The sequence below is a fragment of the Photobacterium sp. SP02 genome (assembly GCF_038519165.1).
GTDB lineage: Bacteria > Pseudomonadota > Gammaproteobacteria > Enterobacterales > Vibrionaceae > Photobacterium > Photobacterium halotolerans.
The window spans coordinates 1-12,780 of sequence record NZ_JASJOJ010000006.1; the positions used below are offsets into that span (position 1 = coordinate 1).

Annotated in this window: 10 protein-coding genes and 1 riboswitch; of the genes, 5 read left to right on the forward strand and 5 right to left on the reverse strand. The window is 50.8% G+C overall.

Translation table 11 applies throughout. From position 1 onward, the window contains the following. The 3 genes from P0Y67_RS04120 to P0Y67_RS04130 form a co-directional block, all read left to right on the forward strand. On the forward strand, positions 1-404 hold a 404-nt coding region (locus P0Y67_RS04120), incomplete at its 5' end, for a structural protein P5 (protein ID WP_446728794.1). A gap of 9 nt (positions 405-413) precedes the next feature. Next, positions 414-830 carry a hypothetical protein gene (locus P0Y67_RS04125; RefSeq protein ID WP_342390856.1) on the forward strand — a complete coding sequence of 139 codons (417 nt, stop codon included), beginning with the start codon at positions 414-416 and terminating at the stop codon, positions 828-830. Next, positions 827-964 (forward strand): hypothetical protein, encoded by a 138-nt coding sequence (locus tag P0Y67_RS04130; protein ID WP_155804952.1) that lies wholly within the window; start codon positions 827-829, stop codon positions 962-964. Before P0Y67_RS04125 ends, P0Y67_RS04130 begins: the two co-directional genes overlap by 4 nt. A gap of 465 nt (positions 965-1,429) precedes the next feature. Here the strand turns inward: P0Y67_RS04130 and P0Y67_RS04135 are convergent, their stop codons facing one another. Together P0Y67_RS04135 and lysC are read right to left on the reverse strand one after the other, a co-directional pair. After that, positions 1,430-2,857, reverse strand: a complete 1,428-nt coding sequence (locus P0Y67_RS04135; RefSeq protein WP_342390857.1) for a GGDEF domain-containing protein — start codon at positions 2,855-2,857, stop codon at positions 1,430-1,432. Between the two features lie 306 nt (positions 2,858-3,163). Continuing rightward, entirely contained in the window at positions 3,164-4,543 is a 1,380-nt protein-coding gene (gene lysC / locus P0Y67_RS04140; RefSeq protein ID WP_342390858.1) for a lysine-sensitive aspartokinase 3, read from the reverse strand. A gap of 103 nt (positions 4,544-4,646) precedes the next feature. Beyond that, positions 4,647-4,828: riboswitch (Lysine riboswitch) on the reverse strand. Between the two features lie 256 nt (positions 4,829-5,084). Here lysC and P0Y67_RS04145 point away from each other — a divergent pair. Further along, entirely contained in the window at positions 5,085-6,203 is a 1,119-nt protein-coding gene (locus tag P0Y67_RS04145; protein ID WP_342390859.1) for a pyridoxal-phosphate-dependent aminotransferase family protein, read from the forward strand. Positions 6,204-6,264: 61 nt separating this feature from the next. On the opposite strand, the gene P0Y67_RS04150 is transcribed toward P0Y67_RS04145, so the two are convergent. Then, on the reverse strand, positions 6,265-8,052 hold the full coding sequence (locus P0Y67_RS04150) for a PglL family O-oligosaccharyltransferase (protein ID WP_342390860.1): 1,788 nt from the start codon (positions 8,050-8,052) through the stop codon (positions 6,265-6,267). Positions 8,053-8,124: 72 nt separating this feature from the next. Next, on the reverse strand, positions 8,125-10,974 hold the full coding sequence (gene uvrA / locus P0Y67_RS04155; RefSeq protein ID WP_342390861.1) for an excinuclease ABC subunit UvrA: 2,850 nt from the start codon (positions 10,972-10,974) through the stop codon (positions 8,125-8,127). Between the two features lie 252 nt (positions 10,975-11,226). On the opposite strand from uvrA, the gene P0Y67_RS04160 reads away from it, so the two are divergent. Then, positions 11,227-11,766: a single-stranded DNA-binding protein gene (locus tag P0Y67_RS04160; protein WP_337112707.1), complete on the forward strand. Its 540-nt coding sequence runs from the start codon at positions 11,227-11,229 to the stop codon at positions 11,764-11,766. A gap of 83 nt (positions 11,767-11,849) precedes the next feature. Here the strand turns inward: P0Y67_RS04160 and P0Y67_RS04165 are convergent, their stop codons facing one another. Further along, complete coding sequence (locus P0Y67_RS04165) at positions 11,850-12,764, reverse strand: LysR family transcriptional regulator (RefSeq protein WP_342390862.1); 915 nt, start codon at positions 12,762-12,764, stop codon at positions 11,850-11,852. Positions 12,765-12,780: the final 16 nt, after the last annotated feature.

Below are 12,780 nucleotides of genomic sequence, written 5' to 3' on the forward strand. Positions count from 1 at the left end.
TAGCAGCAATGACGATGTATAAGCCGCGAGGCATCCGTAACAACAATCCGGGCAATATTGAGGACAACGGCACCGCATGGCGTGGCCGCGTCGGTAACGATGGCCGCTTTGTCATCTTCGACAGACCGGAAAACGGCATCCGGGCACTGGCCCGGACGCTGAAAACGTACCGCAACCTGCACGGCTTGACCACAGTGCGCGGCATCATCAACCGCTGGGCGCCGCCAGTGGAAAATGACACCAGCGCCTATGTGAACCACGTCGCCGGGGCGCTGGGCGTGTCCCCTGACACCTCACTGTCAGAAGCGGAAACCATGGACATGGTGCCCCTGATTATCCGCCATGAGAACGGCACGCAGCCTTACAGCGCCAAGATGCTCAATGCGGGCATTCAGGCGGCATAAGGGGGATTGATGCTCGGTGCATTATTGAATCTGATCACGGGTGGGGTGACGGCATGGCAGCAGCACAGCCGCAACAAGGCCGAAGCCCTGAAGCGCAAAGACGAGCTGGAGCAGGCCAAACACGCCGCCAGGTTAAAACGGCTGGAATACGGGGACGAGAAAGCGGCCAATCTGGACGAGCTGAGCATCAAGGGCCGGGGCTGGAAAGATGAATTTATCTTACTGGTTGTCTTCACGCCCCTGATGCTGTGTTTCTGGCCTAACTATGCGGTGTACGTGGATGCAGGTTTTCAGGCGCTCAGCAGCATTCCAGAGCCTTACTGGTACGTGGTCGGGGCTATCGTCGTCGACGTGCTGGGGATGCGCTCTATGGTGCGCTACCTGCTGGAATTCTTCTCACACAAATTCAGAGGGAAACCCACTTGATAGAGATACTGCAACAACTCACGGCAATGGGCTTACCGCCCACTATGATCGCGCTGCTCATCGTGCTGTACAAGCAGGACAAGCGGCTAACAATACTGGAAACGAACGTACAACTGGGGAAAAAGCATGGCTAAGACAGGACTGAAAAGTAACGGCACACTGAAGAAAGGCTACCGCTTCGCAAAAGGTGGCCGGGTGGTGAAAGCAAAGAATGCAACAACTAGAAGGAAGTAGCTAAAGAAGAGTGGATGGATAAAGGATGCCCTATTAATATAAATATTTATTTGAGTAAGGGTAACAAATATTGGTCAGATGAGTGTGTTGTCTCGCAATTTGAGTTGTGACCCAGATATAATATATTTGAATAAGCTTAGTCAACTTGATTCATAAATTTATGAATTCCGCCGTCATAAAAATGTCGGCGTTTTTTTCTAAGTCAGGTCTGGTAAGGGGTTTCGGGTGTTCTTGAATACTCAGTCAGGATTTCATTTTTATGCCTGTGCAACTATTGACATGTTTACAATATTCCATATACTCCCTCTCGAAACATATTCTCGACGTGTATAAGAAAAAATAAAAATTAAATATTCACAGGCCCATTAAATTGGGCCTGACTTTTTTTTCAACGAGTCATCATAAATGCAAACTCTATTTCTTCCTTTTATTTTTGCTTCATAAAGGGCTTTGTCAGCTTTTTCTAATGTCTCATTTACATTTGAACTGCTTGATGGAAGTAGAGAGCATCCAATAGATATTGATACAAATTCTGGCGAGTTAAATCGAATTTTACTCTTTACATTAGTTCCTCGTACTTTCGCTCTTATACGTTCAGAAATTTCACAACACTCTTGTATGTCGGTGTCCGGTAGCATTACTGCAAACTCCTCCCCACCTAATCGACAGATAATATCTGTCGATCTCAGATTGTTCTTAATTATGTTTGCAATTAATTTCAGTATTTCATCGCCAACTCCATGACCAAACTGATCATTGATTTTTTTAAAAGAATCAATATCAATAATTATAAAGCAAGCATTGCTCTCTTTTCGCTTTCTTCGCTTTATCTCTTTTCCTATTTCTTCATAAAAACCTCTTCTATTATAAAGTGCAGTTAGAGGATCTTCTCTTGATAGTTGCAATAAATACTTTTCCATAAAACGCCTGCTCTTATCTTCTTTTTCATAAGTTAAAGCACTTACTGCAAGTATTAAAATAATGAACCAACACATGGCAACCACATATGCACCGAATAAACTGGTGTTGCCAAATTCATCAATGGACTTTATAGCTAAGTAACCAAGACCAAAACAATATGAATAGCCTATGATACTTAAATACCTTGCTAGGCGCCCTCCAAAGGTTGGAAGTAGCATTGCTTTAATTGCCCCTTTGTGCGCGGAAATGCACAGCACACCTATAGAAATTATCAAGCCATAAACTGTTGTGACTGGAGACATACTCCCATAAAACTCTGAAAGGTTAAAAACATAACCAGTAATAGAAATTGTTGGAATGCTTAAAGATAAAAAGCCGAATATTTGTGATGCATTTGGTTTATTTAAAGTTCTCATCAATGATGATAGTGATAATAATAAAAACATAATAGTAGTATTCAATCCCATTATGTTTTTTTCTTCATGCATGTCAAAAATTAAATTGAAAATATCAGCAATATAATAAGGAAGGTTGTTAAAAATAAATTGAGGGCCAAGTAAATAGTCAAACAATCTAATGGCAGTTAAAATAAAAACAGAAGTTGATATTAATTGCACTAGCTTGTTTTTATGGTATGCAATTAAAATGAATGAAGTTGATGTTAGTAAAGTACAAATTAACGTTAACCTATGAACTGCCAGATCTAAGGAAAAGTGACGATAAAAAAAATCTACATTAAAAACGTATCCTATCAGAACTAGGAGTGATAATAACAGAGATGAAAATAGTAGTTTATATCCTAGTTTGATAGCCTTAATTATTAACTCATGTCTATTATCCCTTACAGCTTTGCTGCTTAGTGAGGTATGCATATTGTAAACATCTCATTGTCATCATTTTAAATAGTATAGCTGTATATAAATTATAGATATGAGTTATGTAATGATGAAAAAATACATTTATGTAAACTCAGTTTTAACTTTGGGCGATTTAAGTGGTTGCTTTCGCCTCAAGAGTAAGTGATAGGCAAAATTTTTAATCATGTGGCTAGCTCAATTTAAGACATGCTGTGGACGTTATATGGTCACTGCATAAGTAAAAACAACTTAAAAACAATGTCTTAATGGTAAAAAAAAGGCCCTCATTGAGCGCCTTTTTTACAGGAATTGGAGGTGAAATTACTCAAAAATCTTACGGTGCAGATTCTGAGCAATCGGCATGGCATGCTCGGTTTTGACCAGGAAGCACAGATTGTGCGGGCTGGCGCCGTAGCAAATCATGCGCAGCTTGTACTCGTCCAGCGTGTCAAACACGGTACTGACTGAACCGGCAGTCTGGCTCATGCGGTTACCAATCAGAGAGATCAGGCACAGATCCTGTTCAATCTCAACACGGCACAGCTCGCTGAGTGCGGCATGCGCTCCCGGAGGCAGCGTGGGTGCGCCGCCGCCAGTGTCTGTCTGATCCATGGTCAGAGAGACGCTGACTTCAGAAGTCGAAATCAGATCAACAGAGACTTTATGTTCAGCCAGAATCCGGAAGACTTCGGCCAGGAAGCCATAAGCATGGAACATGTTCAGGCTGGTCAGAGTGATCAGCGTCTGGTTCGAACGCAGTGCCAGCGCACGGAACAGCGGTGCTTCGGTAACAGACTTACGGATCCAGGTGCCGCCCTGTTCTGGTGCCCTGGACGATCCAACAAACACAGGGATCTGACGGCGAACGGCCGGGATCAGTGTCGATGGATGCAAGATCTTGGCACCAAAGTTCGCCATCTCAGAGGCTTCGCTGAAGCTGATTTCTTTGATTGGCGTGGCTTTCGGCGCAATACGCGGATCTGTGGTGTACATACCAGGGACGTCAGTCCAGATTTCCAGTGTGCCGGCATCCACCGCCTCAGCCATGAGGGCGGCACTGTAATCACTGCCACCGCGGCCAAGCGTGGTGGTGCGACCTTGCTCATCACTACCGATGAAACCCTGAGAAACAACAATCTTATCCTGCAGCAGAGGTAACAGCTTTTCCTCTGTCAGCTGACGTATCATTTCCTGCTCAGGGCTGGCTTTACCAAAGCGGCTGTCAGTACGCAGCACGTCACGGATATCGTAACGCAACGCGTCGGCGCCCATTTCACGCATGATTTGCGTAAACAGGTGGGTAGACAGCAACTCACCGTTGGCAACCAGCTGATCTGTCAGCTCTGCCGACTTGTGTTCTGCGGCTTTTATAGCCAGTTCGCCGACCTGATCGAGCAGTTCATCAATGTTACCCGCAACCGCTTCAGGCTGCTGTAAATCCGCCAGCACGCTGTGGTGAATAGCGCGAAGACGCTCCATCAGGCTATGTCGGTGTTCGGCATCGGCTACGCCGTTGGCCAGTTCGACTAAAATATTAGTCACACCGGAACACGCACTGATCAACACCAGTTTGGTTGTCGGATTATTGATAACTATCTTAGCACTGCGGCTCATTGCAACGAAATCAGCCACACTAGTGCCGCCAAATTTTGCGACTGTGATTTCAGCGTTCAACGCTGAAGAAGAAATTACAGGGCTCAATGTGATCTCCCACTTAACAAAGCGTAAACATGGGGCAAAATTTGGGGAATCTTTCCGACTTGAGTGTCAGAAGAGCCATTAGGCGAGACGTACTAAGACTGCTGCTACCAGAAGCTCTCCACCTGCACTGGATGATGCAGGTGACAGCCAGAAGGATTCAACCTTCAAAGCCGATACGGCAAGCCCCCTGTCTTACCGTATCTCGGCGTTGCTCCCCCTCTCTATGGTGCTTTGGGGTGGGGCCCCGCCGCATAGATACCTGGATAACGCGCCTCTTCCGTTTTCACCTGAAAAATGAGCTTTCTCAGGGTGAACAAAAATTGCCCTTATTGAATATGAGAGGGGGGGCTTTGTCAATGCTTGAATGCATTTTTCTGTGTCAAGATTGTTACTGACTTTGCATAAATTTGCCTGCCTGGTTTCAGGTACGGGTGGTTCTGTTATGCTCGCTAGGAATGCCCTGCGAAAGCTACTGTTGCCAACAATAATTAATGCACTGAATTATAAGTAACTTATGTGTCTGTGCAGATGGAGAAGCCTGATGACAATTCAAAGTTTTTACCCGCCTCAACGCATACTGATGGGACCCGGCCCGTCGGACATTTATCCACAGGTGTTGCAGGCGCTCAGCCGCCCGACTGTCGGCCATCTTGACCCGCTGTTCATCGGAATGATGGATGAGCTTAAGCAACTGCTCCAGTATGCATTTCAGACCACCAACCCATTTACTATAGCGGTATCTGCGCCGGGCAGTGCGGGAATGGAAGCCTGTTTCGTCAATCTGGTTGAGCCGGGCGAGAAGGTGATCGTCTGCCGTAACGGGGTTTTCGGCGAGCGGATGCGGGAAAATGTTGTGCGCTGCGGCGGTGAAGCTGTGCTGGTGGATAATGAATGGGGAGAGCCGGTTGATCCGCAAGCCGTTGAAGCCGCACTCAAAGCTCATCCTGATGCGAAAATACTGGCGTTTGTGCACGCGGAAACTTCAACCGGTGCACTGAGCGATGCGGAAACCTTATCCCGCTTAGCCCGTGACTATGACTGCCTGACGATTGTTGATGCTGTCACTTCGCTGGGCGGGGTGCCGCTGAAAGTCGACGAATGGCAACTGGATGCCGTGTATTCCGGCAGTCAGAAGTGCTTGTCCTGCGTACCCGGTTTGTCGCCGCTGACTTTTTCGCCGCGGGCGGTTGAGAAAATTCAGCAGCGTAAGACGCCGGTACAAAGCTGGTTCCTTGACCAGAGCCTGGTACTGGCCTACTGGAGCGGTGAAGGTAAGCGCAGCTACCACCATACTGCTCCGGTTAACAGCTTGTATGCCTTGCACGAAGCGCTGGTTCGCTTGCAACATGAAGGGCTGGAAAAGGCGTGGCAGCGCCATGCCGAGATGCACCAATTATTGCGCGCGGGGCTGGAAGCTATGGGAATCCGCTTTGTGGTGGATGAGAAAAGCCGTTTGCCGCAACTCAATGCGGTTTATATTCCTGACGGCGCTGATGATGCGAAAGTGCGTCAGAGCCTGCTGGAAGACTATAATCTGGAAATCGGTGCCGGCCTGGGGGCTCTGGCCGGAAAAGCCTGGCGCATTGGGCTGATGGGATACGGTGCGCGTAAAGAGAATATTGCGCTGTGCCTGAAATCACTGGAAGAGGTGCTGAAATAAGTATCAGCGCAGGAATAAGCGGTTGCCTCTGGGGCAGCCGCTTCTTTTTTGGGGGGAAGGCTCAGCCGTTGTTTGCTTGTGCTTCAGCTTGTGCTATCTGCGGCGAGGCCGTCACGGTTTTTGGCTTGTATAGCTGAGGTAAGGCGTCATCGCTGAAATCGACCCCCGGGAAAAGATACCTGGCTTCCTGGCGAACCTGCTCAGCTTGATAGGTGTTTGCCAATGCCTGATGGGCAGTGATCAGAAACTGATACAGAATCGGCCTGGGCAGTTCTTTGGCTTTATGGTTGGCCCAGTGGATGAAGCTTGTCAGCAACTCAGGGTTATTCTGCTGAATGCCCATTTTCAACTGGGTCTGATAAAAATCCCATTCAAACCGGTTATGCCAGGCCCAGGTGTTATTGACCTTATCCAGGGCAGTTAAATCGGGCGGCGTCGATGATTCAAAGCGGGTCAGCATGGCGCCTGAATATAAGGTGGTGGCCATAAAGAGACTGACGACAACAGGCAACAGCATGGCGCTGATTCTGAAGGGTTTATAAAATCGCAGTGTCTGTTTGAAATATTTCGCACTCAAGGCATCCACCCAATAGAGCAGGAACACAAAAATAATCCAGTGGATCAGAGAGTGGTAGAAGGGGTATTCGAGCTGGGTATGCAGCGTAATTGGAAACAGGAGCGCGACCAGAGCCAGCTGGGTGTTGGCCGGCGCACGACGAATTTTGGCCAGCACCGCCGCTGCCGCAATCAGCAGTGCCAGAACAGGTAAAATGCCCCCTTCACTGGCCCAGAACAGCAGTTCGTTATGAGGGTGATCCAGCCCGGGTAAACCATAGGGCGAGTCAGGATCAGCCTGATGCGCTTGCGCTGTCTGCATCAGATAAGCGGGCTCAAAATTGCCATAGCCGACGCCCGAGACCGGAGCATGCAGGAACATGTCCAGCGCTTGCGGGTAGATGACTGAGCGGGCACTTTCCAGCGATACTCTGCCCGGCTGCGGATTCCAGTTCAGGCTGCTGGTCAGATTCCAGGTCACGCTTAATCCCATGACCAGCATCATCAGCCATACTCGCCATTGTACCCGGGCGGCAAACTGTATCAGGTAGGGCAGGATAAGCAAAACCCCCGCCACACTGGCAATCCAGCCGGTCCGCGAGCTGAGCACGAACAGCATGGGGATCACAGCGACAGGCGTTAACTGAAGACCGAGGTGGGAAAGGGTCCAGCGGCCCTGAACCATCGGCTGCCGTGCCAGCAGGTAAGCCGAAAGAACGAGCCCGGTGGCCAGGAAGCTGGCCATTACGTTGGGCTGCTGAAAAATACCGTAGGGCCGGTTGAGATCCGTGTTATAGCCAATGCCATTGTCCGGTGAGATCCACAGAAACTGATACCAGGCCAGCGCGGCTTGCAGCCAGACCGCTTTTAAGAGCAGCCAGAGTATTTGCTGGCGCTGTGTCTGGCTGAAAGCAAACTGCTGCAGCGCCACAAAAAACAACCAGCCAGCCCAGAGGGTAATGATCCGGTTGATGGCGACTTCCGGTCGCGCTTCCGGGAAGAGCATGGGGACAGACAGCATCACGCAGCAGCTCAGGAGAACCAGCGTCAGGCGGGAATAACGCAAGATTTTCTGTCGGCTGATCTCCAGCAGGCCAATCGCAATGGCAAAGCTGAAAGGGATCCAGCTGCTGACATTAAAGGGTAACTCCAGGCCGGCTCCTCCCTGATTATGCTGAAAATAATGCATCGACAGCAGAAACAGAAAAGTCAGCGCCAGAATAAAAGGCCGCGTCAGTGGTTTACTGATGGTGGCAGCGGCCAGTCTGGTGCCCCTTAGTTGAATGACGGTCACGGTGTCCGGTCCCTCGGCAAATAGACAAAAAGTCAGGCTGAGCATTCAGCCTGACAGAGCGCATGTGTGTAATTATGCCTGCTGCTTTGCTGTTAATGCGGGCAGCAGGGGTTTGAGGAAGCGGGCCGTATGCGAGCCGGCGACCCCGGCAACCTGTTCCGGGGTACCTGTTGCAATGATCTCGCCGCCACCGCTGCCACCTTCCGGCCCCAGATCAATGATCCAGTCAGCGGTTTTAATGACGTCCAGGTTATGCTCAATCACCACTATGGTATTACCGTGATCACGCAGTCGGTGCAGGACACTCAGTAACTGCTGGATATCATGGAAGTGCAAGCCCGTTGTCGGTTCATCGAGAATATACAGGGTTTTGCCTGTATCGCGTTTGGACAGTTCGCGCGCCAGTTTCACCCGCTGCGCTTCGCCGCCAGACAGCGTGGTCGCCGCTTGCCCCAGGCGGATATAGGATAGTCCGACATCCATCAGGGTTTGCAGTTTTCGGGCAATGGCTGGCACAGGATCAAAAAATACCCGCGCATCTTCCACTGTCATTTCCAGCACTTCATCAATAGACTGGCCTTTGTATTTCACTTCCAGGGTCTCACGATTGTAGCGTTTACCCTTACAGCTATCACAGGGCACGTAAACATCGGGCAGGAAGTGCATTTCCACTTTGATCACCCCGTCGCCCTGACAGGCTTCACAGCGGCCGCCTTTGACGTTGAAGCTGAAGCGGCCCGGTTTATAGCCCCGTGAGCGAGACTCCTGAGTGCCCGAGAACAGCTCCCTGATGGGGGTGAAAATGCCGGTGTAAGTTGCCGGGTTAGAACGCGGCGTTCGGCCAATCGGGCTCTGATCGATGTCGATGACTTTATCGAAGTGCTCCAGCCCCTGAATATCCTCATAAGGTGACGGTTCGCCTGTGGTGGCCCCGTTGAGTTTATGGTGAGCAATTTTGAAGAAAGTGTCGTTGATCAGGGTGGACTTGCCTGAGCCGGATACCCCGGTCACACAGGTCAGCAAGCCAACCGGAATCGACACATCGACTTTTTTCAGGTTATTGCCCGTGGCGCCCGTGAGCAGCACCGTTTTTGCCGGATCAACAGGCACACGTTCAACAGGTACTGCAATTTGTTTCTTGCCACTCAGGTATTGGCCGGTCAGGGAATCTTCCGAGTTCAGAATATCTTCCATGGTGCCTTCGGCGATGATCTGCCCGCCGTGCACACCGGCACCCGGGCCGATATCGATGATGTAATCGGCACTGCGGATCGCGTCTTCGTCGTGTTCGACCACCAGTACAGTGTTACCCAGATCGCGCAGCCGGGTCAGGGTGCTCAGCAGGCGTTCGTTATCCCGCTGGTGGAGGCCGATGGAAGGCTCATCGAGCACATACATCACGCCGACCAGGCCGGCGCCAATCTGGCTGGCCAGGCGGATGCGCTGAGCTTCACCGCCGGACAGTGTTTCCGCACTGCGCGACAGGTTGAGATAGTTGAGGCCCACATTGACCAGGAAGGTCAGCCTGTCATTGATTTCTTTGAGGATTTTATCGGCAATCTGCGCACGCTGTCCTTCTAGTGTCAGCTCGGTAAAGAAGGTCAGCGCCTGGCTGATGCTCATTTCACTGATCGCCGGCAGGTTAGTGCTGTCGATGAAGACATGACGTGCTTCTTGGCGCAGCCGCGAACCGTGACAGCTGGCGCAAGGCTTGGTGGAAATGTATTTCACCAGCTCTTCGCGTACCGCATTGGACTCGGTTTCCCGGTAGCGGCGTTCCATGTTATTCAGTATGCCTTCAAACGGGTGACGGCGAACGGTCACATCACCGCGATCATTAATGTATTTAAATTCAATATTTGTGGTGCCGGACCCCTGCAGCAATACGTTCTGTACTTTTTTTGGCAGGCTGCTGAACGGGGCTTCAACATCAAAATCGTAATGTTCAGCCAGCGACGTCAGCATCTGAAAGTAGTAGTAATTGCGCTTGTCCCAGCCCCGGATGGCGCCGCCAGCCAGACTCAGGTCCTCGTTTTGGATCACCCGGGAGGGGTCGAAATACTGTTGCACCCCCAGTCCGTCGCATGTGCCGCAGGCACCGGCCGGGTTATTGAAGGAAAACAGGCGCGGTTCCAGCTCACGCATGCTGTAACCGCAATGCGGGCAGGCGAAGTTGGCCGAGAAAATCAGCTCGGCCATGTCATTGTCATCCATGGCGCTGACGACAACTGTGCCGCCTGACAGCTCCAGCGCGGTTTCAAACGATTCAGCCAGCCGCTGCTGGAGGTCATCACGCACTTTAAAGCGATCCACCACCACTTCTATGGTGTGCTTTTTGTGTAATTCCAGTGTCGGCGGATCGGACAGATCGCAGACTTCGCCGTCGATCCGGGCCCGGATATAGCCTTGCGCCGACAGGTTGGCTAAGGTTTTCAGGTGCTCGCCCTTACGCTCTTTGACGATAGGAGCCAGCAGCATCAGCTTACTGCCTTCCGGCAGTGTCAGCACTTTGTCGACCATCTGGCTGACGGTTTGCGCGGCGAGGGGCACATCGTGAGTCGGGCAGCGTGGTTCGCCGACACGGGCATACAGCAAGCGCAGGTAGTCATAGATTTCGGTAATGGTACCGACCGTCGAGCGCGGGTTGTGTGAGGTCGATTTCTGTTCAATTGAGATGGCAGGCGACAGGCCTTCAATATGGTCGACGTCCGGTTTTTCCATCAGCGACAGAAACTGGCGGGCGTAGGCCGACAGTGATTCGACGTAACGGCGCTGACCTTCGGCATACAGGGTGTCGAATGCCAGAGAAGACTTACCGGAACCTGATAAACCTGTGATAACAATCAGCTTATCCCGGGGGATAGTCAGGTTAATGTTTTTAAGGTTGTGGGTGCGTGCACCCCTGACTTCGATCTTATCCATAGTTGCAGTCATCAGCGCTTGAATAAATAGGATTGGCATTATTGCATAGCCCTGAGGGGCTTAAAAGACTTGACTGTACAAAAACACAGTGCTTTGATCGTCTTTTATGCGTCCGGTCTAGACATGGGAAGCATGACGTAGCCCTATGACTCAGAGGGCAGCCCATGTTAAACTCGGCGATTAAGTATAAACTTTGAATGAGTGAAGGGTGTCATGATTGGCAGCCTCAACAGCGAAAACCTGGAGTGAACTATGGCCAGTCGTGGCGTAAATAAAGTTATCCTGGTAGGTAACTTAGGACAAGATCCTGAAATCCGTTATATGCCGAACGGCGGTGCAGTCGCAAATATTACCATCGCGACTTCTGAAAGCTGGCGTGATAAAGCCACCGGCGAACAGCGAGAAAAAACAGAATGGCACCGTGTTGCCTTGTTCGGCAAGCTGGCTGAAGTGGCTGGTGAGTACTTGCGTAAAGGCTCTCAAGTTTACATTGAAGGTCAGCTGCAAACCCGTAAGTGGCAGGATCAAAGCGGTCAGGACCGCTTCACGACCGAAGTGGTTGTTCAAGGCTTCAACGGTGTGATGCAAATGCTGGGCGGCCGTGCCGGTGGCCAGGGTCAGGGTGCCCCTATGGGTGGCCAGCAGCAGCAGGGCGGTTGGGGACAACCTCAGCAACCGGCTCAGCAGTCACAACAGCAAAACTATGCGCCTCAGCAGCAGTCTGCGCCTAAACAAGCCCAGCCTCAGTACAATGAGCCGCCGATGGATTTCGACGACGACATTCCGTTCTGATCCATGGTTTACGGTTTCTTAAAAAAAGCAGCGTTCAACGCTGCTTTTTTATTGCCTGATAGCCAATAACGGCACGATGCGGATTACAGAGAGTGGGGGCTGGCTGACTGAAGCGTATGGCCGGGCGAGGCCTTCTGCTTAATAAAATCAATAAACAGCTTGGTTTTGGTGTGGTTGTAGTTGAGCTTAGGATAGTAGGCATAGGCGGCATTTAACGGTTGTTTCAGCTCAGGTAACACGGGGATCAGCAGGCCATTGCTGAGCTCGCGTTTGACCGTATTCTCACCCACCAGAATTAACCCCATTCCAGCCACTGCAGCCGCGACCAGGGCTTCCGGGTTCTGGGTGGTAAAATTGCCCCGCAAACGCAGGCGGCGGTTATTTTCAAAGACATGCTCTTGCTCATGGCCATGACTGCCGAATAACAAGCAGTTATGCAGCGCCAGTTGCTCCGGGGTTTCGATAGCGGGCCTGTCTTCCAGGTAACTGGGTGAGGCGTAGAAGCCCGCCTGAAAACTAAAGAGTTTAGTGGCAATATAGCTGGTGGAGTTGAAATCGGTCAGCTCGCGGCTGATAAAAACATCCAGGTTGAGATCCGGCAATTGGCCCGGGGTCACAGTGTGCAGCTCGACCTGGATATTGGGATAGGTCTGTAAGAACTCGGCCAGATAATGGACCAGGACCCGGCTGCCTGTCGCCAGTGGGGCACCAATGCGCAGCACACCCTGAACTTCACCGTAGGTGGAGGTGGTTTCTGCCAGTATCTGATGCCAGTCATCAAGTAAATGGACACTGCGCCGATAAAACACCTTGCCGGCGTCTGTGACGGTCAGGTTACGTGTCGTGCGTTTAAGAAGCTGAACACCCAGTTGTTTTTCTAACCATGACAGCCGCTTGGACAGGGCTGAACTTGAGGTGTTGAGGGCGCTTGCGGCCTGAGCCAGGGAGCCCTGCTCAACCACGGCGACAAAACTTTTGGTGCAGGTGATCCAGTCCATATCTCTCCGCTTTGGG